Here is a 23733-nt window from a genome sequence, read left to right as displayed (position 1 = left end):
CATGATGACGCACGTTGTATTGACGGCCCGGATAGTCAAAATAAGTTTGACTGGCTCGGTATTGAGTCTGAGCATGTTGATCGCCGGTTGTGCTACAGATCGCTTGGATCTTGCACCTGCATCTTATACCGAACCTTGGTCGCCTGATGCCAATGCTTCGGTGGGGAGCGGTAACTTTTCTGTCCCACCGAATCCGTTGGTGGCGGAATTGGCCCCGCCGCCGACCATAAAAAGTGACCGCGCTTATTCGTTACCAGAATTGATTGATATCGCCCAAAGTCAGAATCCGGATACTCGAATTGCCTGGCAACAAGCGCGGCAAGCAGCACTGGCAGTAGGAATGGGGGAGGCGATATTTTTACCTATCATTTCAGCGAGTGTGATTGGCGGCTACCAGAGTACCACCACGCCGTTACCTTACGCGATTGGCGGCGATAAGGATCTAAAAACCTCCGGCAGTGCAGTGGTTCCTGCTTTGGCATTACAGTGGCTTATCTTTGATTTTGGTCAGCGCAGCGCGCTGCTTGACGCCGCTAAACAGACTTCCTATGCCGCGAATGTGACCTTCAATGGTATGCACCAAAAGCTCATTTATGATGTCACCCGCAGTTACTTCCAATATGGCGTGGCACAAACTCAGCGCCAGATAGCAGAGCAAACACTGAAGAATAGCTTAAAAATTCAAGATGCTGCCGAGGAACGCCGTAAGAATGGGGTCGCGACGACAGTTGAAGTGGCGCTGGCGCAGCAGCAGGTTGCACAGTCTGAATTACGTCGCGTGATGGCAAAGGGCACTGAACGTGATGCTTATCAGGCATTGCTGGGCGCGATGGGCGTTTCTCCGTCATTGGATATCAAAGTCGGGTATGCCGAGGATCGTGCTTTGCCAAAGGGGATCAGCGCACCTACCGAAAAAATGATTCGGCTGGCTCTTTCCCAGCGGCCGGATGTGTTAGCCAGTTATGCGGCGGTTGAAGCCGCCAAAGCGGGTATCAAAGCAACGGAAGCTGATTTCTTGCCGAAAGTCTATCTGGCCGGGGCTGTGGCGGGGGGGGATGGGCGTTTTGATATTCAGGGCTTGCCCGGCATCAGCCAACAAACCTCATCTTCCAGTATTTTGGTCGGCGTCAGTGTCCCTCTTTATGATGGCGGAATTCGCGCGGCGCGGGTGAAAGAGGCAGAATCCCGAGCCGCAGTTGCTGCCGAAGGATTTAAGAAAACGCAGGAGTTGGCAGTGCGTGAAATCGTGGTGGCGGCAGATACATTGCGCTCTGCGCTTGAATCCAATCAGGCGGCACTCAATTTGGTGAAAACCTCCTTTATTACCTATGACGCCGCACTGGAATCTTATCGCAATGGTGTCGGCACCATAACAGTGGCTAATGAGACTGCCAATGGGTTGTTGAATGCGCAGCAAATGAGCGCTGACGCGCATGCCGCTTCTTTGGTCGCTGCCGCTAATCTGGCTTTTGTGATGGGCAAAATGACGAATACTTCAGAATCATTGGCACTGCTGCATTAGCTGCTGGAGCAGTGAGCCATGTAGATTATGGTGCCAATAAACAGGGGAGAGAATAGCGCTATGCTAATAGCATTAGGGTGATTCTCTCCCCATTTTTACTCTACTGCTCAACAGGTTGCATTAGGTTTTCTGAATAACAGGTTCAAATACAAACGGTTTTTCTGGTTGGAAATGTGATGAGACATCGCCAGTATACTGAGCCGCTTGTGGCGTATTGATCTTCAGCTTTTTCACGTCAGCAGATTTTGAAAAATCGACCTTATTAAAATCAACCCAAAATGTATTTGGCATCAATGTAGATTCAAAATAATAAATCTTATTTTTCTGGTCTGAGAGAGTTCTCCAACGGGTGGAGGAGATATTCGGTTCATCGGGTGTACTGATACCATAAGGAACGGAAACTGAACGAATAACACTCAATACGCTCGCTGTAGCCAGTTGCTTATCGGTATATTTGGGAATCGCATTAATATAAAACTGTGCTCGAACAAAACGATCACTGGAGCTATTGGTGCCCGGTAGCATGTTGGTGCCACCAATTCTTTGCCAATATGAGTTAATTGCTAATTGTTTATCATAGGTCGGTGAGTTTGTGACCACCTGATATTCCCGGTTATGGTGGATAATGAGCTTGCCATCAATATATTCAAATATGGCGCTATCACCACTGGCATCTGACAGTGTGAGATGAATGGTGCCCAGCCTTTCCTGACCAGGGACATTACTGGTTAATACGGTAATAGGATCTTTTTTAAATTCATTAACCGCTTCATCGACGGTCGCAAAATTATCAAGAACATATTGCCCCCAGGCTGCCAGTGAAATGTTAGGTTTAGCTGGGGTTGGCTCTGGGTATTGGGATTCAGCCAGCCACAGCATATTCACCACTAAGCCCTTTTCATTCATGCCGTCAGTAGTCGCAATGTTATAGGCGGCGGTGATCACGCTGCCATATTTTGATGTCCAGGTCACTGAGTTTGGCCCCGCATTCCCAGTGCGCTCCATTCCCCGTGGGAATATCCACAGATCAGAATGAAGATCTTCTTTCCAATCCATCGAGCGGGCGGTTATTACTAAATCTTCCGGCCCCAGATAAACAGCTCGGGTACAGGCTTGTGCTGCGGGAATTAGCGTGATGGTGCTGACAAAGGCCATCGCGCCTAATAGCATTTTAGATATCCGGTTTTTATTCATGCGTTACCTTTCCTATATCACAATAATCAGAATGCTTAAGTGGCAATTCGACGCTCTGGTTGATGCTCATCTGGATGTTAATAGTAGATTATCAGTTAAAGAAAGCATGATCTTGCTTTCTATACCAGGAAGAGAATATTAAAAATTCAAATTAATGTTATGTCGGATTTACGCTAGTTGTTGTCAGCTATGCTGAAGCGGTCACAGGGGAAAATTGTCAGGATGAAAGAAACACACGGTCAGGACATCTATCATGCAGACAGATCCTTCGCAAAAATATCGCCCCTTTCCACCGAGATCCAGACTTTCATAGCTTGTTTCTGCCGACAAAGTGACTGAAGTGAACAATAATGATTATATTATCTCTTCACCTATTGATACATTCATGACGTGTACAAAAACCTAAACTATATAGTTACTTAGCATGTTTTCCATTTTAGAATAAATATTCAGGGTGCTCAGCCATCATCTGGCTAGCACTCTTGTGCATATTGGCTCCGAGAAAATTAAGTTCTGCGGGGGTAGAGGACTATGCTCAAAAATTCAATGACACTCTCTTGCAATAAATTATATTTACGTTAATAGAGGTTAATTGATTCACAGTGATAATAGATTTATCTCTTATTTCTGATTCTTGTAATCAAACATCCCCGACGAATGTCACATTTCTGAAAAAATATTTGTAGGCATATTCCTATAACACACTTCCAAAGCTGTTACTTTAATTTTTATGATATTTATTAAACCCTTTTACAGTATGGGTTTACGTTTCTCATGTAAGAAAAGTCTTACACATCAATGAGATGTTATATTGATTATTTTGTTTTAATGGTTACATTTAGTTACATTTAACGCGTTGGTGTTAAGTACCTAATGTTTCTACACTGCGCCTCGGGTATTTAATTGATGTGCTTATGTGTGTGAAAAATACCTATCAGATACCGTGTTATGCCATCCTGTGAATGGGTAAGGTTATCTACGGACAATTATTTTGTTATTACATACGCCCGACGTATCGGAGGGTGTTGGATATTGTGTTCACACAAGTAGATTATTTTTACGCGTTTTATCAGGAATGGATTTCCTTAATTCTCTTCCCTAACAAGGAAAGTCGATGTCCTCTTCAAGCTTCCAAAATGAGATACCTAAAGCACGCATTAATATTAAGCTTGACCTGCATACAGGTGGCGCTCAAAAGAAAATGGAGCTGCCTTTGAAGTTGTTGGTGATGGGTGATTACAGCAACGGTCAGGAACAGCGCCCGCTGTCCGAACGTGAAAAACTCAATATCAACAAAAATAATTTCAACAGCGTGTTGGCCGAGTTCCAACCGAGCCTGAAATTAACGGTGCCTGATACTTTGGCAGGGGATAATACCGATACCGCCGTATCCCTGACCTTCAATGACATGAAGGATTTCGAGCCGGAAAGTGTCGCCCGTCAAATCCCACAACTGCGTGCCTTGCTGGCAATGCGCAATCTGCTGCGTGATCTCAAGTCCAATTTGCTGGACAACGCCACCTTCCGCCGTGAGCTGGAAAACATCCTCAAAGACGAAGCATTGAGCGATGAGCTGCGTGCTGAACTGGCGGCATTGGCCCCCAAAGACTGTTAATCGCCGGATTGGCTGCTTGTAGAAAGAAGAAAAGGAACATGCTGATGTCTGTACAGGAAAACAGTGCGCAGGGTACTGCGACGACCGTATTAGAGAAAAACCGTCCCGTAGCCCAGGGGGTTTATGCCGCTTTATTTGAAAAAATCAACCTGAGCCCGGTCTCCTCATTGACGGGGCTGGATGCTTTCCAGAACAACGATACCATGGCAGATGCCACCACTGATGAGCGTGTCACTGCCGCCGTCAGTGTCTTTTTGGACCTGCTGAAGCAGTCGTCGAAAAAAGTGGAAAAGCTGGATAAAACCCTGCTGGATGGCCACATTGCGGCGCTGGATGATCAAATCAGTCGCCAGTTGGATGCGGTGATGCATCACCCTGATTTCCAACGGGTGGAGTCGACCTGGCGTGGCGTGAAATCCCTTATCGATCAAACCGATTTCCGTCAAAACGTGCGTATCGAACTGCTGGATATCAGTAAAGATCATCTGGTGCAGGATTTTGAAGACGCCCCTGAAATCGTGCAAAGCGGCCTCTACACCCAGACTTACATTCAGGAATACGACACCCCCGGTGGCGAGCCGATTGCCGCCGCTATCTCCAACTACGAGTTTGACCGTAGCCCGCAAGATATCGCGTTATTGCGCAATATCTCCAAGGTCGCCGCGGCAGCCCATATGCCGTTTATTGGCTCCGTTGGCCCCGAGTTCTTTGGTAAAGAGAACATGGAAGAAGTGGCGGCTATCAAAGATATTGGTAACTACTTTGACCGTGCTGAATACATCAAGTGGAAAGCCTTCCGCGATTCGGATGATTCACGTTATATCGGCTTGACCATGCCGCGCGTGCTGGGGCGCTTGCCTTACGGCCCGGACACAGTGCCAGTACGTAGCTTTAACTACGTAGAGCAGGTGAAAGGGCCGGACCACGACCGTTATCTGTGGACCAATGCCTCGTTTGCTTTTGCCGCCAATATGGTGAAAAGCTTCATCAAAAACGGCTGGTGTGTGCAGATCCGTGGCCCGCAGGCCGGTGGCGCTGTGACCAACCTGCCTATCCACCTGTACGATCTAGGTACCGGTAATCAGGTCAAAATCCCGTCAGAAGTGATGATCCCGGAAACGCGCGAATTTGAGTTTGCTAATCTGGGCTTTATTCCGCTGTCGTACTACAAAAACCGTGATTACTCCTGCTTCTTCTCGGCCAACTCTACGCAGAAGCCCGCGCTGTATGACACCGCTGACGCGACTGCCAACAGCCGTATTAATGCCCGTCTGCCGTATATCTTCCTGTTGTCACGCATTGCGCATTATCTGAAGTTGATCCAGCGCGAGAACATCGGTACTACCAAAGACCGCCGTCTGTTGGAGTTGGAGCTGAATAACTGGATCCGCACGCTGGTGACGGAAATGACTGATCCGGGCGACGATTTGCAGGCTTCCCATCCACTGCGTGATGCGAAAGTCACGGTAGAAGATATTGAAGACAACCCCGGTTTCTTCCGCGTGAAGCTGTATGCCGTACCGCACTTCCAGGTTGAAGGCATGGACGTGAATCTGTCATTGGTTTCGCAGATGCCGAAGGCGAAAGCCTGATTGCCCTTTGTCCTTGAAGTTGCAGCGTTGTTGGCTGCCTTCTCTCCCCAGTCATTGGCGTTAGTCAACGCCTGGGGATTCGTTCAGTTGCCATCTAGCTGCAACACCAATGACGTTGGGCATGATTGTAAGCAAGGAAGTACCGATGAAGATTTATCGTCCGCTATGGAATGACGGAGCCTTTTTAGCCCCGCAACAATTCCAGCAACAGGCCCGCTGGGACGCCTACGTGGCAGACGGCGTGGCACATATGACATTGGCATCCCCATGGGGTGTCATTGATGCGGCATTCGACAGTGGATCGTTGGCGCTTTCCCGTCTGAATGCACTTCGACTGGTGGTTCGCTTCCCTGATGGCACGCTGATTGATTCTGAACGGGCGGATAACCTGCCTCCCGCCTGCGATTTGTCTGTAATTTCAGACCGTGACGTGGTCGATGTGGTGCTGGCATTGCCGTTACTGTCGGCCAACGGCGGCAATCTGGATGATGGTCAGGACAGCGCGCGCCCTCGCCGCTGGCAGCAAGAGTGGGTCACGGTACAGGAGCTTGCCGGTCATGAGCGTACTGAGCTGGCGATAATGCGCCACGGGGTCACGCTGCGTTTTGCTCATCAGGAAAACAGTGCTTATCTGACCTGCCCAGTGGTGCGCTTGATGCGCAATGCCCAGGGGCAGTGGATGCAGGATGAGAATTTCATTCCACCGATGCTGTCGCTGGCGGCAAGTCAGGTGGTGCTGACTGAATTGGGGGATTTAATCCACCGTCTACAGGCGCGTCGACGTCGCCTGATGGCCATGCGGCGTGAAAGTAACGAACGGATGGCAGATTTTGCGGTGGCCGATGTGTCGCTGTTCTGGTTGCTGAATGCGTTAAACAGTGCCGAGCCGGTACTGATGGAACTGTATCAGACACCTTCCCGCCATCCAGAACTGTTCTATCGCGAACTGGTCCGCCTCGCCGGTAGTCTGCTGACATTTTCCCTTGAACATAAAGCTGAAGACATTCCGCTGTATCAGCATGACGCACCTGAGCAGGTTTTCCCGCCGTTGTTCACCTTGCTTGATGCCCTGCTCGAAGCCAGCCTGCCGTCCCGGATGGTGGCGATTGAACTGGCTCACGAGGGCCAATTCTGGACCGGTTCATTGCATGATGCTCGTCTGCGTGAAGGGGCTGATTTCTATCTCTCGGTTCGCTCTTCGATCCCCAACCATCTGTTGCAAACTCAGTTCCCGCTGTTGTGTAAGGCTGGCAGCGTTGAGGATGTGTCAGATGTGGTTAACGTGGCACTCAACGGTGTGGCGATGAAACCGCTGTCTCATGTTCCGGCCGCTATCCCGCTGCGTCTAGAGAATCAGTACTTTGCCCTTGACCTCAAGGGGCCAGCCGCGCAGGCCATGCTGGATGCGGGGAACTGTGCTTTCTACACCCCAGGTTCGCTGGGTGATGTCAAACTCGAACTGTTTGCGGTGCTACGCTCATGAGCAAAATAAATACGTCTGTGGTTGATGCAGTCTTTTATCCCTGCTGGCTGATGGTCAGCCAGTTGCGTAACGGTCAGGAGGTTGAGGACGGAGAAGCCTTGTACCGCCGTGCCTGTGCGTGGATTGACAGCGCACGCGATACGCTGTCGCGTGCCGGTTTCAGCGAAATCAGTTGCGACCATATGCTGTACACCCAGTGTGCGTTACTGGATGAAAGCGTCCTGAACCGTCAGAAACAGGACAGCGGTTATACCAAATGGCTGAAAGACCCGCTTCAGGCCCGCTACTTCAATACTCTAAACGCGGGTGAAGAGCTGTGGGAGCGGATCCGCACGGTGTTGCAGGAGCCGGCACCGGATACGGCGGTGCTGACCTGCTTTTACCGTGCGCTAACCTTGGGATTTGCCGGTCGTTACCGCGAACAGGGTGACGAGCGCAGAGAAGATGTGGTGCGTAAGCTGAGTTTGCTGGTACCGCCGTTTGCCTCTTCACAGGAAACACCGGTGGTCTCACGCTCATTGCGTTTGCGCTCTGGGCGCAAGACCTATTGGCTCTTTTGGGGGGCGGGCGTCGTCATACTGGTTGCTCTGTGGTTCACGTTGTCCACTCGGTTGACGCACATGGTGTCTCAACTGACAGGGATGCACTAGCGGATGCGCGGATTAACACAGTTACTTCTGTTGCTGCTGGGGGCGTGCCTGGCACTGTGGCTTATCCTGGGTTTCTGGCCGCTGGGCACGGGCAGTCGTGTGGCACTGAGCATGTTGGTTGTCATCCTCTGTGCTGCGGTCGGTTACTTTCAGTGGCGCAAGTACAACGGCAATAAAGTGGCTCACCAATCCATTGCCGATTCAACACTGCCACCTGAAGATTTTCAGGGCGCGGTAGTACTGGTTTGTGGTGACAGCGATGCCCTGTTTTCCCCCTTGGCATCTTTTCGTGAAACGCGTCAGGGTTGGTATCTGGCAGTGAAGCTACCAGAACAACTGCCAATACTCGCGCAACATCTGGCGGCTGAACGCCCGGCGCTGATTGCGCAGATCTCGGTATTACTGGCTATCGTGCCAGAGCAACATCAGAGCCTGGATGATTTTTCACAATTCCTGCGTGCCTGGCAACGGGCTATCGTGCAGTGCAAAGGATGGCTTGCGGGGATCCCTCCAGTCTGGTTAGGCACCTGGCTTTCACCACCTGTGGCTTCATCTGCGCAGGCCGAACGGTGGTATACGGTCACTCCGGGGCAGAAAGGCATTCAGGTTCAGGAGGTGGGGGCAGGCGTCATACCGCTGGTTGAATGGAGCCAGCCTCAAGAGTCCTGCAACGGTGAGGGAAGGTTGAGCGCTGTATTCTGGATGGAAAGTCTTCTGTCCTGGCTTGATGAACATGTCCTGAGCATCCTGACACAGCGGCAAGGAGATGTCCCTGCACTTACCCTGTGCGCATGGGGCTGCTGTTTTACACCGGTCGCGGGGCGTCAGAACAATTTGTGGCAGACACACATCAATGGAGTCACTACGCTGATGCCGGTGGCGACCCCTGAGCAAGAGTGCCTGCCGTTGCCAGAAGTGCTGCTACCTTATCTGCCTCGCCGCCGCGGCGTCTCCCGCCTGATGCAGGTTTGGCAGATGGCTGGCGTGCTGTGCGGGGTATTTTTACTGTTTGCCCTGCTGGCCTCTTTCATCAATAACCAGCGCCTGGTCCAGAGCGTTGATGATCATCTGTCGCAGTATAACCGGCTCACTGGCACGCCTCCAGCCCCTAAAGCTCTGGCCCAACAGCAACTACGGGCGGATGCACATCTGCTGGATGACTGGTTACGTCGCGGTGCGCCCATGCGTTTGTCACTGGGTTTGTATCAAGGGCTGCGGCTTAGGGCTCCGCTTGATATCGCTATCAATAGCTGGACTCCACCACCACCACCGCCACCGCCACCAGTGATTAATCAAATTGTTCAGGGATCCCAAACCCTCCGTCTGGATAGTCTGTCGCTCTTTGACGTGGGTCAATCAATGCTTAAATCTGGCTCCACCAAAGTGCTTATCAATGCGCTGGTCGGGATTAAAGCAAAACCGGGTTGGTTGATCGTGGTGGCGGGGCACACCGATATCACGGGTGATGATAAGTCGAATCAGGCTCTGTCACTTAAGCGGGCGGAATCGGTACGCAACTGGATGCGCGATACCGGGGATATTCCAGAAAGCTGCTTTGCCGTCCAGGGCTATGGCCAGAGTCGTCCTCTGAAATCTAACGATACGGAAGCGGGCCGTGCGCTCAACCGCCGTGTCGAAATCAGTCTGGTACCGCAGGCCGATGCCTGTCGCCTGCCAGGCGTAAAAACAGCGTCACAGGATGAAAGTGACGTCTCAACTCAAGAAATGGAGAAGTAAACCATGGCAATTCCAGTCTATCTGTGGCTGAAAGATGATGGCGGTGCGGACATTAAAGGTTCCGTAGATGTTAAAGATCGCGAAGGCAGCATTGAGATCGTGGCGCAGGAACATAACCTGTATATCCCGACAGACAACAACACGGGCAAGCTGACCGGCACCCGTATCCATACCCCGTTCCTGTTCACCAAGGAAATCGATTCTTCCAGCCCGTACCTGTACAAAGCGGTAACCACCGGCCAGACCCTGAAATCCGCTGAGTTCAAATGGTATCGCATTAACGATGCGGGTCAGGAAGTGGAGTATTTCAATACCAAGCTTGAGAACGTGAAGCTGGTGAAAGTGGCACCGAAGATGCACGACATCAAGGATCCGGCCAAAGAGAAACACAATCACCTCGAAGCCATTGAGCTGCGTTACGAAAAAATCACCTGGACTTACAAAGACGGCAACATCATTCATTCCGATTCTTGGAACGAGCGTACTACCGCGTAATTACCCGTCATTCTTCGTGCCGCAGGTGCATTGGCGACGTTCGCTCACCCTGGTCACATAGTTATCTATGTGACCAGAGGGGCGTTCACTTGCCGCCTGCCTGCAACACGAATTATTTAGGGTAACCCCAGAAGCAGGCGGTTCGCCGTCTGCTATTTTTGTGTTTTTAGCTGAGCATCGGGGCATCGGTATTTCGCTAAGCGCACACACATTTTATCAGATGACCTTATGGGCCTTGGTTGACGGCTATGGGCGGTAGCGTGCCCGACACCAGCTTCATCTGGCTATTTTACTTGCCATTTTGCACCTGGGCAGTGTTCGGCGCCGTCACGTACTGCGTGTACGCTCCAGGCCTTGCGCGCAGTCCGTGTGCAAACTGACGGCGACAATAATGCCAGTTGAAACCGGCTAACGTATTAGGTTTCGCATACAAGGAAGAGAATTTATGACAACGCATTCAGCACACTTATTACGTCGGTTAAATCCCTATTGCGCGCAGGCACTGGCCGGTGCTGCAACCCTGTGTCAGACCCGTGCCCATGCCGAGATAACCGTTGAACATTGGTTGTTGAAATTGCTGGAACAGGGTGAAGGCGATATCACGGTGATTGCCCGTCGTTATGAGTGGGACATGGACAGTCTGTGGCAGGGGTTGCTGGCCCATCTGGATACGTTGCCGCGCACGGTGCAGGGCAAACCTCAGTTGTCAGCCGCGTTACAGCAACTGATCAAAAGTGCCTGGCTAGATGCCTCGTTGCAGGAAAATGCTGATGCGGTGCGCTCGGTTCATCTGTTATCTGCCCTGATAAATTCGCCATCATTATTGACCGCAGAGGCGGGATGGCCGTTGCTCAGCCTGAGCACCACCCAGTTACACCGCCTGTTACCGTTGCTGGACAGCCAATCCGACGAACGTCCCGAGGTTCAGCAGGCTGCGGCACTGGCAGACAGCCCGGTCAATCTGACCAATGAGGCCGCGGCTACTCCCTCTACCCGCGGTCAGCAGCAACTCAATGACGCCCTGCAAGCGGCGCTGGATAAATTTACGTTGGACGTCACCGCCAAAGCGAAAACCGGGCAGATTGACCCGATTTTTGGTCGCGATACCGAGATCCGCCAGATGGTCGACATCCTATCGCGCCGCCGTAAAAATAACCCGATTCTGGTCGGTGAACCGGGTGTGGGTAAAACCGCGCTGGTTGAAGGGCTGGCGCTGCGAATTGCCGAAGGTAACGTACCGGATAGCCTGAAAACCGTCAGCCTGCGCACCCTGGACTTGGGCCTGTTGCAAGCCGGGGCGGGGGTCAAAGGCGAGTTCGAACAGCGCCTGAAAAATGTTATTGAAGCAGTGCAACAATCACCGACGCCAGTGCTGCTGTTTATCGACGAAGCCCATACCATCATCGGTGCCGGTAATCAGGCCGGTGGCGCAGATGCCGCCAACCTGCTGAAACCCGCACTGGCGCGTGGTGAACTGCGCACCATTGCTGCCACTACCTGGTCGGAGTACAAGCAGTATTTTGAACGGGATGCCGCATTGGAACGCCGCTTCCAGATGGTGAAAGTTGACGAGCCGGACGATGCCAAAGCCAGCCTGATGCTGCGCGGCTTAAAAGGCCGTTACGCCCAGCACCACGGCGTGCACATTCTGGATTCTGCTATTACCGCTGCGGTCACCCTGTCGCGGCGCTTCCTGACGGGCCGCCAACTGCCGGATAAAGCGGTTGACCTGCTCGACACTGCTGGTGCCCGGGTGCGGATGAGCATCGACACGCTACCGGTCGCGCTGATGGAAATTAACGCCGAACTGGCTGCATTGGCGATGGAGCAACAGGCCATCGAACAGGACTTACTCCTGCTGCCGAACATCGGTTCAACGCGCTTATCTGAGATTGACCAACACCGCACAGAACTGGTCGTTGGACAACAGCAGCTTGCACAGCAATATGAAGCAGAGCAACGCCTCACCACCCTGATTATCGACGCGCGTCAGGATATCGCCAACGCGGCACATCTGGCCACGTTGCAGGAAGAGTTAAGTCAGATTCAGGGCAATGCGCCGCTGCTGTCGCTGGATGTTGATGTGCGCACGGTGGCAACGGTTATCGCTGACTGGACCGGCGTGCCGCTAAGCAGCCTGCTGAAAGATGAACAGACCGATTTGTTGCAACTGGAAAACCACCTCGCGACCCGCGTGGTCGGTCAGGATGCAGCGCTGGTTGAGATGGCGCAACGCCTGCGCGCCGCCAAAACCGGTCTGACGTCCGAAAATGGCCCACTGGGGGTGTTCCTGCTGGTCGGGCCAAGTGGAGTGGGTAAAACCGAAACCGCGCTGGCGCTGGCCGACACACTGTTCGGTGGCGAGAAATCGCTGATCACCATCAACATGTCCGAATATCAGGAGGCGCACACCGTTTCCCAGCTCAAAGGCTCGCCACCGGGCTATGTCGGTTACGGTCAGGGTGGCATTCTGACCGAAGCAGTGCGTAAGCGCCCGTACAGCGTGGTGCTGCTTGATGAAGTTGAGAAAGCGCACGCTGATGTCATCAACCTGTTCTATCAGGTGTTTGACCGTGGCTTTATGCGCGACGGTGAAGGGCGCGAAATTGATTTTCGTAACACCGTGATCCTGATGACTGCCAATCTGGGCAGTGATCATCTTATGCAATTGCTCGATGAACAACCGGAAGCGACTCACAGTGATTTGCACGAACTGCTGCGCCCGATCCTGCGCGACCACTTCCAGCCCGCCTTGCTGGCCCGCTTCCAGACCCTGATCTACCGCCCACTGGATGCCACCGCGTTGCGCACCATCGTTGAAATGAAACTGGCACAGGTCGCTAAACGCCTGAACAAACATTACGGCCTGCAATGCACTATTGAAGAAAGCCTGTACGACACGCTGGTCGCCGCCTGCCTGCTGCCAGACACCGGCGCGCGCAACATCGACAGCCTGCTGAATCAGCAAATTTTGCCGGTGCTGAGCCAGCAACTGTTAAGCCGTATGAGCGAGCAACAGCGCACTACCTCGTTGACGTTGGGCTGGGATGAAGCCGAAGGGATCACGCTGGAGTTTAGTGATAAAAGGCTAAACCTTATCTAACCAAGAAAATAGTAACCCCTAAAAGATAGGGAACGTAGCCAGCGTTGCTCGTTTATTGCCCAGGAGAATTACACCTATGGATACGGTTGAAGAACTTAACGGTACTTATTTTTTTAATGGATTAAATAATCTGACGGCTTATGAGTTGCTGTTTTGGATATTGGTGGATGAAACTGAAAATCAACTGGGCATCAAGGATATCGTAGGTGTGGCTTTTGTGATCCTCGGTAATAATAGTGTCGATGTACTCGGAAAACCCAATACAGCAACGAAAGGTACATCGCATGCGTCACTGTTTTTCCGCAAGCATCTCAGCTACAAATTCAAAAAACGTATCCTGCCGACATTGACAAAAAAATCCTTTTCGTTAAGTGGTGTCAAGGTGTTTTGGGTTAATAATCTGGGGGCATTTGCAGGAAGAGCGGTTCCCGTTTTAGGGTGGATTATACTGGCAACTGATGTGGCTACGATAAGTTTCAAAACCGTCAGCAAGTATAATACCATCGCACGAGCGGAGGATAAAATCTGGTGAACATGACAATCGAAGACCGCGTCAGAGAATTTGTCAAAAGCGAGCTACCGCTGGTGACCAGCCTGTTCATGAAAAAAATTGATATTGACGATGACACCCCCTTACAGAATCTGCATGAAGCAGATGATGTCGCTGAGATGACAGAAAGATTTTTCTCACATTTTAATGTTCAGCCTGCCGAATTTTCTCTCAGTAACTATTACCCCTGGAAGGTTAAATCCGTATTTTCACGAAAAGCCCTTAATCAAAACAAAATACCATTAACGGTTGGGATGTTTATTGAATCAGCCAAAGCTGGACATTGGCTCTATAACTGAACCGGAAATAACCTCCCCCTTCAAATAAACCTGTCGGCTGTTAACTGGCTATGCGGTGTACAAACCCATGGAATACAGGTTGTTACCACGGAGTAAAACCCATGAGTATTATTGATACGCTTCAAAATACGCTGTCAGCTATCACCCAAACCACCCTGAATCGTTACTGCCTTGATATTCCTTCCTGCTCCTCTCCTCTGGATGTGGAGGATTTTGTGGGGACGGAAGCGATGAGTGAATTGTATTGCTACACAGTTCATTTCACCAGTACTGACAAAGACATTGATGCCAGTCAGTTGCTGCGTAAACCAGCCAGTTTGATAATGGGGGCTGGTTTGTTGCAGAGCCTCTCGGAGCAAAAGGTGGTGCATGGGGTAGTGACGAGTTTTGAGCGAGTCAGTGGCTCAAAAGACCAGACCGTGTATCAGATAACGCTATCACCATTTCTGGCACTGCTGCGCAATCAATTCCGCACCCACCGTTTCTTTGTCAACAAATCGGTACCGGAAGTGGTGGAGCAGATACTTCAGGAGCATGGCTTTAAGGACTGGGAATATGAGTTTGTCCTGAAACAGACCTATCCGAAACGTGAACAAATAAATCAGTACCAGGAAAGCGACCTGGAATTCATTGAACGATTGCTCTCAGAGATGGGGATATTTTACTTCTTCAGCTTGCAGCCGGACACCCAGACTGAAGTGGTGCATTTTGCCGATAAGCAGAGTGCCTATAAGTTTGGTAAAGACCTGCCGTTGAACAGCCCTTCAGGTATGAGTGACAGTGGTGCGGAGTCGGTTTGGGGCGTGAGTGTACAGCACAATGTGGTGCAGGCTAACGTGACCACCAAAGATTATAACCACCGTGAAGCACAGAAAGTACTTCAGTCTGGCAGAACCGATATGACGCGCGGCGAGAGTGAAGGGGTGACCTACGGCGACGTGTATCACTACAAACCCCGCCATCTGGATACCGGCGATAAAATCGACCCCACAGCTGAAACCGCCAACTTCCTAGCACGCCTCGACCATGAGCGTTTTTTATCAGCACAGACAACGATTGTTGGCTTGGGTAATGATGCTACCCTCAGCCCAGGGCAGGTACTGACGATAACCGAAACTGTGATTGTTCCGACGCTTCCCACCGTTATGGACAACGGCGTCGTCATCACCGGCACCTTTTTTAGTGCCAGCCGCAAGGATGCATTAGTGGTGAACTGGATGGCGGTACCCTACAGTGAAACTCTGTGCTGGCGCCCGGCATTGCTGCCCCGTCCAAAAGTCAGCGGCACCATGATGGCGCGGGTGACCAGCGCGAAGGCCAACGATATCTATGCCTGGCAGGATACCTCCGGCTTGTATCGGGTGAAATTTGATGCAGACCAGGACGATAAAGCACAAGGTCAGGAGAGTATGCCGGTGCGACTCGCCAAACCTTACGGTGGTGATGTGTATGGCATTCACTTTCCGCTGATACAGGGCACCGAAGTGGCCATCGCGTTTCACGACGGTGACCCAGACCGCCCGTATATCGCCCATGCCCTGCATGACTCGCGTCATACCGACCATGTGACCGAAAAAAATAACACCCGCAACGTGATCCGTACCCCTGCTTTCAACAAGCTACGCATGGAAGACAAACGCGGCGAAGAGCACATCAAGCTCAGCACCGAGTACGGCGGCAAGACCCAGTTGAACCTTGGGCACAATGTAGATGCGCAACGAGTTCTTCGCGGTGAAGGTGCAGAGTTGCGTACCGATGATTGGGTTAGCATCCGCGGTGGGAAAGGGGTGTTTATCAGTGCGGATAAACAGCCTCAGACACAAGGGCAGATGCTTGATATGCAAGGGGCTATCCGGCAGTTGGAGCAGGCACTGTCACTGGCAAAAAGCCTAAACAAAGCAGCTCAGGCGGTACAAGCTACTCCGGGGGAAACAGACAGCCAGTTACAACTGAACAACGCATTGGAAGAGCTGAGTGAGGCCGGAATATTGGCGCATGCACCGGAAGGCATTGGTATTGTCAGCCCGAAAGCGATTCGTCTCGCCTCTGGTGGTGAAAGTATTGGTTTTATGTCAGGCAAAAATACGGATATCAGCGCTGGCAAGTCATTTACCGTGGCTGCCAGTGATACCGTCAGCCTCTTTGCTCAGGGGGCTGGGATGCAGTTGTATGCCGGAGCCGGAAAAGTGGATATTCAGGCTCAGGGTGATGTGCTCAATGCATCAGCGTTGCAAGATGTCACCATCAGTAGTTCAGAAGGCAGCGTGAAGGTTAATGCCAGTAAGGAGCTGACCCTCAGTTGTGGTGGGGCGTACATAAAAATCAGCGGTGGAAACATCGAACTGGGCTGTCCGGGGAATATCTTGCTTAAAGCTGCAAACGTTGACCAGACTGGTCCCGCGACACTGGACACCCCACCTGTCACTTTCCCTAAAGGTTATAAGGAGAATTTTACCCTCAAAGATCCAGCGTCAGGTGAGATAAAACCTTTTACCCGATACAAGATCACCACCGGTGAGGGTGATGTGTTTGAAGGTGCCTCGGATGCTGTAGGCAAAACCCTACCAATCCATACCGCAATGCCAGCCAGTGTTCAGATAGATTTTCCCGATGAATTGCCAGCAGAAGGTCCCGGATTCTGGATCACGTTAGATCATGATTACCATGGGTTAAAAAATACGGCAATTATGGCCATCAATCGACTGACATCAATGGGCGATGAAGGGCGAGTGTTTGGCTCTGATGGAAAAGACTACATGAATACGAAGAGGGATAAAATCCAGGAATGGCGATCTTTGCCTTCTAATGCAACAGAAGAGATAACGAATACTTCGGCTATTCATCGGTATGGTGCGCAAAGAAAGATTACGCAAACATTCCTGGAGGGAGATGATGGTTGGGCTGTCGGTGGAAAATCGTGGCACTGGATGCCTGTAGTTGCTGATGACGTGTATGAGAAAAAGGACTGAACATGAAATTGAATTTCAGGAAAGTATGTTTATTTTGGGGTGTGCTGGATGTTTTTTATATTGTTAGATTTACCTGGCTTAATGTAGAGCAGGGCCGCATTCCACTCATTGATGATATTGCCAGTTTCAGCCAATTACTGCCTCAACAGGGAATGTCAGCGCTTGTGATGTTTACGCTATCGCTCTTATTAACTATTTCCATCATATTTTCTGCTGTATTACTTCTTGTCGGCTGGGGAAGGGTTCGCTTATTGGTTTTCGCACAGATCCCACTTCGTTTATTATTAGTTGTTCCCTCACTTTCATTCGCCCCCTGGCTGTTAAAACAACTGCATGCCAACGGCATCTTACTTTTTATCACTGTCCTTATTATCTCTGAATTACTGAAATTTAGTTCTTTTGCTTTGACGAGAACGGCTGAGAATGCTCAATAAAGGGAATTTATGATGACTAACTCGACGGCATTTACTTCAATATGCCCTAAGAGCCCGGATGCGTTTACCGGCAAGCAAAAAAAATATTGGGTGGAAATTCAGCTCGTTGACGAGCTTGGTAAACCCGTTGCTGGCATGCCTTACAAAGTTGAAAACGATGCAACCCGGTGTAAATATTCGAGCAGTAATGAAGGCCAAAGCGACAGTAATGGGCTCATCAGAATAGAGCAACTTCACTGGCTTGATTTGACCCTGACAATAGATGCCCAGAAGCTGGCGGATGAAATGGAGACGCGCCCGCTGGGTATTACCCGTAATCCCCGTAGCAGGCAAACAGTCAATAAGAAAGACAGTTCCGATTGGCGCTCAAATGTGCAGATAAGCTCAGAGCAGCAAGGATATCTGTACCATTACGCCACGATTGGAGAGCTTTGTGACTGCGCGCCGGAAATTAAAGGATGGAAAGATGAAACACTACCCCGATTCCATTTTCCGCCGGACAAGTCGCTGAAAGGTCTGGAGATTGGCCGAGAACATCTTGAGAAGCGGCACGTTATTGAAATTTGTCCGTTCCGGGCGTGGGTGCTGGCACTGCATGATACAAAAGAGTATTCCCTGGCTAACGGCTATAACCTTGGCTTAATGGCTAATATGGCTTATACGGAAAAACGTATCGTAGAATCCTTTTTCCTTGAAAAATGTTTGGATTTGTCCACTACGCCAAGACATGAAGAGTCACCTGCATATCCGTACGCACTTGCTGTAGATGTGCCATTCAGCCAGCGCTATATCACTGCCGAATTTTTGGACTCTAAGAGTGTTAATACTCCAGGGTCATCCAAGCCTCTGCTTGACAGTACTCAATTTTTTTATGTGGAGTGCGAAGAACATTTGGCCGTTGCCTGGCGCGGTACACAAGAGGTTCCCGACTGGTTAACTGATGGTGCATTTTCCCCTCAACCTTGCCCGACTGAACTGGCAAATACCGGATGCATTCATGGAGGTTTCCTTGATGCATACCATTTGGCTAAACAGACATTTGAAAAAGAATTTGGACAGATAAAAACTTCTCTGGCAGAAGCCAATGGAAAGAAAAAATTGTTTATTTGCGGCCACAGCCTGGGGGGAGCTCTGGGGCTAACTTATGCTGCCGAGATGAAGGCTATAGGGCCTCTTCTTTATACCTACGGTATGCCGCGGACCTTTACCGCTGATGCCGTGGGGAGTTTGTATCAAATAACTCACTATCGACATGTAAATGATACTGACACCATTACCAGCGTGCCGTTTGATGCAGATATGGATAACTGGTTGTATGGAAAATTTGGCCCTCTCGGTAGCACGTTGGGTTTTTTCTGGACGCTGCTTGCGGAACTGCCCGCTCAGATGGTCGGTGCTTACGTTGGGGAACATTACTGGCACCACGGAAAACCGGTGGTGTTCTTCCGCACAACTCAGACCCACTCATCTGAAGAGTGTCAGGTGATGATGAACCCCAATACCTGCCGCCGCCTTAGCTACAGTCTGCCACGTAAGGCCAAGTTATTCCTGGTACCTTCCCTGTCAGAAACTGAGAATGAAGAGGCCAAAGAAGCGCAGGAAGCGTTTGTTCGTGAATACCCCGGAGAGGATATGCAGCGAATTTTCCCACGGAATACTAACCCTAAGTTTGACCATATGACGAACCCCATGCGTCATTCGATGGCAAGTGAATATCTGCCATTTCTTAATAACCAGCTACTGGAGTCTGCCTGGCCAGAGTTGGCAATGCAGCGTAAGACCAGGCGAGATGCGTTTCAACTACAAATGAATCAGTATGTCGACAGTACGCCTGTGGAAGAGTTGACACGTAACCGGATGTTTCTGGCTCTACAGAAAATGTTGGGTAGCGCACTGGATATCACTAAGAAGACACCTGGTGGTGAGAATGCACTTATTCGTTTTAAATCCGTTGTGGGAGAAGAAGTTGAAATTATCTAATTGCCTTAGTCTGTTAGCACTAATACTTCCTCTGAGCGGTTGTGCCAGTCGGCCGGATTATACCCTCAACCCTCCTGCCAGTTCTGAGTGGGTGACCGTGACCGTTAAGTTGCCATCGCAAACGGAAGTCACGCCCATGGATGTCCTGTACCGCTCGGATAAATGCCAGCGAGAGGATTATGACAGCACCACTGAATCACATATCCGTAAAGAACGGGGGTTTAACCCTCGAGTCGAAAGGATGACGCAGCAAGGAAGAGGTGATATCTGGGAGGCTCGTATTGCTCTAGATGGCGGTGGAAAGTGCGAATGGCAACTTAGCGCTATGCGAATTGGGGTTAAATTGACCAGTAGCAACTCTTTGACCCAAGGAAAAAGTATTATTGCAACAAACTATGTTTTTGATTTTGATAATCAAGGCTATAGCGGAGGGTTTGGAGTTGGCAAGGCGCAAGATGTTAATGATAACTTACATTTAAAAACAGAATTATTTCCGATGATTGTGATTAACAACATGTTTCATGAGACCTCTATTGAGATGTTTGGAGGGGATACGGGATATAAAAAATGGAGTAGGCATTACAGGAGTTATGGTACTAAAAATATATTTATAGAACCTGTTGTGTATATGAATAAAGTTGTTGTACTTGAAAGTCCCAAAAGCAAAAGCGAACCTGCAGGAATGACGATAACTTATCCAAATGGAAAAATTGCACATGAACGTACGATTATCCCTGATTATGAAAAATTGCTCTCAATGAAATAGTTATTAAAAAATATACACATAGGGCTGCCGCTTCTTATATATCACGGAGGATGAAATTGAAATTATCTAATTTCCTTAGTCTATTCGCACTAATACTTCCTCTGAGCGGTTGTGCCAGTCGGCCGGATTATACCCTCAACCCTCCTGCCAGTTCTGAGTGGGTGACCGTAACCGTTAAGCTTCCACCGCAAACGGAAGTCACGCCCATGGATGTCCTGTACCGCTCGGACAAATGCCAGCGAGAGGATTATGACAGCACCACTGAATCACATATCCGTAAAGAACGGGGGTTTAACCCTCGAGTCGAAAGGATGACGCAGCAAGGAAGAGGTGATATCTGGGAGGCTCGTATTGCTCTAGATGGCGGTGGAAAGTGCGAATGGAAACTGAGTACTGTCAGAGTTGGAATTAAGTTAGCAAGTAGCAATTCTTTGGCTCAGGGTAAAAGTATTATCGAAACAAATTATGTTTTCGATTTTGATAACGATGGTTATGGCAGTGGGTTCGATGCCGGAAAGGTAAAAAACACTAATGGTGATCTACTTTTTAAAACAGATTTATTCCCTCTGGTATTTATTAATCATGCTTTCAATAAAACCACTTTGAAATTATTCGGAGGAGATGTGAGGTATGAGCAATTGAGCCGGCATTACAGAATTTACAATGGGAAAAAGATATTTATAGAGCCTAATCTGCATATAAATAAGATTGTTGTGCTTGAAAGTCCCGTATCTCTGTAAGTATCCCCTCAAAACGGCCCATTCACTTTTAGAGATCTTCCGACATACTGATTATGTCATCTGAGGAGATCACTATGCGTAAGATCCGATTCACCGAGCACCAGATCATCGCCGTACTGAAATCAGTCGAAGCGGGTAGGACCGTCAAAGATGTGTGCCGTGAGGCTGCTATTTCCGAAGCCAGCTACTACAACTGGAAGGCGAAATATGGCGGAATGGAAGCCGCTGATATCAAAAAAATCAAAGATCTTGAAGACGAGAATCGTCGTCTGAAGCAGATGTTTGCCGATCTGAGTCTGGAATGCCGGGCGCTGAAAGACGTCATCGAAAAAAAGCTTTAAAACCAGCGATAAAGCGTGAGCTCGTCAACTATTTGACCGCGCAGTTTACGATGAGCGTACGCCAGGCATGCAGGACGTTATCGCTGAGCAGGACGGTGTTTCGTTACCAACCGGATACGCGACGTGATGAACCGGTGATCCAAATGCTGACAGAGGTGGCCGAGCGCTATCCCCGCTACGGTTTTAAGAAGCTTTTTCAGGTGCTTCGCAGGCAGGGGCACGTCTGGAATCACAAGCGCGTACACCGGATTTACTGTCTGTTAAAACTGAATTTTCGTCGTAAGGGTAAACAACGCCTGCCGGTGCGCAATCCGGCTCCGCTGGCAACGCCGGAAGCCCTGAACCAAAGTTGGTCGATTGATTTTATGCACGACGCGCTGACATGTGGCCGACGTTTTCGGACCTTCAATGTCGTCGATGATTTTAACCGTGAAGCTCTGGCTATCGAAATTGACCTAAATATCCCGGCACAGCGTGTCGTCCGAGTGCTGGACAGGATAGTAGCAAACCGTGGATATCCGCTGAAGATGCGGATGGATAATGGGCCAGAACTGATATCACTGGCTCTGGCGCAATGGGCCGAAGAGCATGGCGTGATGCTGGAATTTATCAAGCCGGGCAAACCGACGCAAAACGCATTTATCGAACGGTTTAACAGGACGTACCGGACAGAAATACTGGATTTTTACCTGTTTAGAACGTTGAACGAAGCACGGGAAATTACGGAACGTTGGCTGAATGAATATAACAGTGAGCGGCCCCATGAATCCCTGAATAACCTGACACCGGAAGAATACCGGCTGATGGCTGAAAACCCGGAAATCTCAAAAAGTGCGTGGAACTAAAGCTGGGATACTTACATCTCCACCGGGAAATATTACTGCGACCTACCCTGACGGCAGTAAAGAGGAGATTCCTCATGTCAATCCAGATTATGAAAAATTGCTCTCAATGAAGTAGTTATTAAAAAATATACACATAGGGCTGCCCGCTTCTTATATATCACGGAGGATGAAATTGAAATTATCTAATTGCCTTAGTCTGTTAGCACTAATACTTCCTCTGAGCGGTTGTGCCAGTCGGCCGGATTATACCCTCAACCCTCCTGCCAGTTCTGAGTGGGTGACCGTGACCGTTAAGTTGCCATCGCAAACGGAAGTCACGCCCATGGATGTCCTGTACCGCTCGGATAAATGCCAGCGAGAGGATTATGACAGCACCACTGAATCACATATCCGTAAAGAACGGGGGTTTAACCCTCGAGTCGAAAGGATGACGCAGCAAGGAAGAGGTGATATCTGGGAGGCTCGTATTGCTCTAGATGGCGGTGGTAGGTGTGAATGGAAACTGAGTACTGTCAGAGTTGATCTACAACTTATTAATAATACCTCCCTGACAAAAGGGAAAGATATAACGTCTACAAGCTATGTATTTGCTTTTGATGATGAATTTTATAGCGGAGGAGGATTGCCAGGACTAAAGAAAGATGTACGCGGTAATCTTAATATAAATACCGATTTTTTCCCCATGATATATATCAACCATACATTTAACGAAACCTATATTGAGATGTTTGGAGGGAGTGTGAAAAACGAAAAGTGGAGCAGACATTACAGAGTTTACAATACTAAAAATATAATTATTGAACCTACATTACATATTCAACAGGTTGTAAAGCTTGAAAGTTCAAAAAACAAAGATGAACCTGCAAATATGACAATAATCTATCCTGATGGAACAATTGGACATGAACGTACGAGAGTACCTGATTATGAAAAACTGCTCTCAATGAAATAGTTATTAAAAAATCCACACATAGGACTGCCTGCTTCTTATATATCACGGAGGTAAAAGTTGAAATCATCTATGAGGTATGTTCCATTAAAAATATTGTATCCACAAAATACCATTCCTTTTTTGTTTTAACTGGCTGAATGAAATAAAAGTTAAACGCCATTCTATTTAAAAAATTTAATTTACCTGGAAATTAATTATGTCCAGAGGACTCGTTTTACTCGGTGATAAAACAACGCATGGCGGTTCAGTTATTTCCGCCTCTTCCACAATTACAGTGAATGGCAAGAAGGCCGCATTAGTAGGCGATATGGTGAGCTGCCCAGTTGAAGGGCACGGTACAAACCCGATCGTTGAAGGTATGCCGCAACGAACCTGTGGAGGCCGTGCCGTCGTTATTGATGGCTGCAAATGTCAGTGCGGTTGTCAGGTGATCTCTAGTGCGTCAAACAGCACGATAGGATAATCA

At 49.5% G+C, this 23733-nt stretch carries 19 protein-coding genes; 18 read left to right on the top strand and 1 reads right to left on the bottom strand.

The genetic code is table 11. The features are described from left to right. Nucleotide 1 precedes the first annotated feature (1 nt). A complete protein-coding gene (locus tag DXZ79_RS16640; protein ID WP_120011465.1) occupies nucleotides 2–1522 on the top strand; it encodes a TolC family protein in 1521 nt (506 codons plus the stop codon). 120 nt (nucleotides 1523–1642) lie between these two features. Here the strand turns inward: DXZ79_RS16640 and DXZ79_RS16635 are convergent, their stop codons facing one another. Beyond that, nucleotides 1643–2578 carry a linear amide C-N hydrolase gene (locus DXZ79_RS16635; protein ID WP_404273971.1) on the bottom strand — a complete coding sequence of 312 codons (936 nt, stop codon included), beginning with the start codon at nucleotides 2576–2578 and terminating at the stop codon, nucleotides 1643–1645. A gap of 1252 nt (nucleotides 2579–3830) precedes the next feature. Here DXZ79_RS16635 and tssB point away from each other — a divergent pair. From tssB to DXZ79_RS16550, 17 genes are all read left to right on the top strand, one after another. Continuing rightward, nucleotides 3831–4331: a type VI secretion system contractile sheath small subunit gene (tssB, locus tag DXZ79_RS16630; RefSeq protein WP_120011464.1), complete on the top strand. Its 501-nt coding sequence runs from the start codon at nucleotides 3831–3833 to the stop codon at nucleotides 4329–4331. Between the two features lie 38 nt (nucleotides 4332–4369). Then, the gene (gene tssC, locus DXZ79_RS16625; protein WP_120011463.1) at nucleotides 4370–5923 is read left to right on the top strand and encodes a type VI secretion system contractile sheath large subunit; all 1554 of its coding nucleotides are present in this window, start codon (nucleotides 4370–4372) and stop codon (nucleotides 5921–5923) included. Nucleotides 5924–6068: 145 nt separating this feature from the next. Then, a complete protein-coding gene (gene tssK, locus DXZ79_RS16620; protein WP_050088159.1) occupies nucleotides 6069–7406 on the top strand; it encodes a type VI secretion system baseplate subunit TssK in 1338 nt (445 codons plus the stop codon). Then, on the top strand, nucleotides 7403–8056 hold the full coding sequence (tssL, locus tag DXZ79_RS16615; protein WP_071984981.1) for a type VI secretion system protein TssL, short form: 654 nt from the start codon (nucleotides 7403–7405) through the stop codon (nucleotides 8054–8056). Before tssK ends, tssL begins: the two co-directional genes overlap by 4 nt. Before the next feature lie 3 nt (nucleotides 8057–8059). Beyond that, on the top strand, nucleotides 8060–9793 hold the full coding sequence (locus DXZ79_RS16610) for an OmpA family protein (RefSeq protein ID WP_050292402.1): 1734 nt from the start codon (nucleotides 8060–8062) through the stop codon (nucleotides 9791–9793). 3 nt (nucleotides 9794–9796) lie between these two features. After that, nucleotides 9797–10288, top strand: coding sequence for a type VI secretion system effector Hcp (gene hcp, locus DXZ79_RS16605; protein WP_004711812.1), 492 nt, complete (start codon nucleotides 9797–9799; stop codon nucleotides 10286–10288). Between the two features lie 445 nt (nucleotides 10289–10733). Next, nucleotides 10734–13391, top strand: coding sequence for a type VI secretion system ATPase TssH (gene tssH, locus DXZ79_RS16600; RefSeq protein WP_050292404.1), 2658 nt, complete (start codon nucleotides 10734–10736; stop codon nucleotides 13389–13391). Between the two features lie 76 nt (nucleotides 13392–13467). Continuing rightward, entirely contained in the window at nucleotides 13468–13923 is a 456-nt protein-coding gene (locus DXZ79_RS16595) for an STM2901 family protein (RefSeq protein ID WP_050292405.1), read from the top strand. Between the two features lie 2 nt (nucleotides 13924–13925). After that, entirely contained in the window at nucleotides 13926–14240 is a 315-nt protein-coding gene (locus DXZ79_RS16590) for a DUF1493 family protein (RefSeq protein ID WP_080987146.1), read from the top strand. A gap of 101 nt (nucleotides 14241–14341) precedes the next feature. Continuing rightward, nucleotides 14342–17209: a type VI secretion system Vgr family protein gene (locus tag DXZ79_RS16585; RefSeq protein ID WP_244942294.1), complete on the top strand. Its 2868-nt coding sequence runs from the start codon at nucleotides 14342–14344 to the stop codon at nucleotides 17207–17209. A gap of 2 nt (nucleotides 17210–17211) precedes the next feature. Continuing rightward, entirely contained in the window at nucleotides 17212–17643 is a 432-nt protein-coding gene (locus tag DXZ79_RS16580) for a hypothetical protein (RefSeq protein WP_050292408.1), read from the top strand. A 9-nt stretch (nucleotides 17644–17652) separates the two neighbouring features. Continuing rightward, nucleotides 17653–19623: a lipase family protein gene (locus DXZ79_RS16575; protein WP_080987147.1), complete on the top strand. Its 1971-nt coding sequence runs from the start codon at nucleotides 17653–17655 to the stop codon at nucleotides 19621–19623. 136 nt (nucleotides 19624–19759) lie between these two features. After that, nucleotides 19760–20389 carry a hypothetical protein gene (locus tag DXZ79_RS16570; protein WP_050291135.1) on the top strand — a complete coding sequence of 210 codons (630 nt, stop codon included), beginning with the start codon at nucleotides 19760–19762 and terminating at the stop codon, nucleotides 20387–20389. 56 nt (nucleotides 20390–20445) lie between these two features. Then, a complete protein-coding gene (locus DXZ79_RS16565) occupies nucleotides 20446–21129 on the top strand; it encodes a hypothetical protein (RefSeq protein ID WP_162928755.1) in 684 nt (227 codons plus the stop codon). A gap of 74 nt (nucleotides 21130–21203) precedes the next feature. Further along, nucleotides 21204–22315, top strand: a protein-coding gene (locus tag DXZ79_RS16560; protein WP_120011099.1) for an IS3 family transposase whose coding sequence is annotated in 2 segments (ribosomal slippage) — nucleotides 21204–21465 and nucleotides 21465–22315 — 1113 coding nt in all. Because the reading frame shifts where the segments join, the coding sequence is not laid out codon by codon here. 322 nt (nucleotides 22316–22637) lie between these two features. Next, a complete protein-coding gene (locus DXZ79_RS21020) occupies nucleotides 22638–23267 on the top strand; it encodes a hypothetical protein (RefSeq protein ID WP_049615492.1) in 630 nt (209 codons plus the stop codon). Nucleotides 23268–23463: 196 nt separating this feature from the next. Continuing rightward, nucleotides 23464–23730, top strand: coding sequence for a PAAR domain-containing protein (locus DXZ79_RS16550; protein WP_071880039.1), 267 nt, complete (start codon nucleotides 23464–23466; stop codon nucleotides 23728–23730). Nucleotides 23731–23733: the final 3 nt, after the last annotated feature.

The sequence above is a fragment of the Yersinia rochesterensis genome (genome assembly GCF_003600645.1).
GTDB lineage: Bacteria > Pseudomonadota > Gammaproteobacteria > Enterobacterales > Enterobacteriaceae > Yersinia > Yersinia rochesterensis.
The sequence above is the reverse complement of the archived record's forward strand: the minus strand, read 5'-3'. Positions and strand labels throughout refer to the sequence as shown.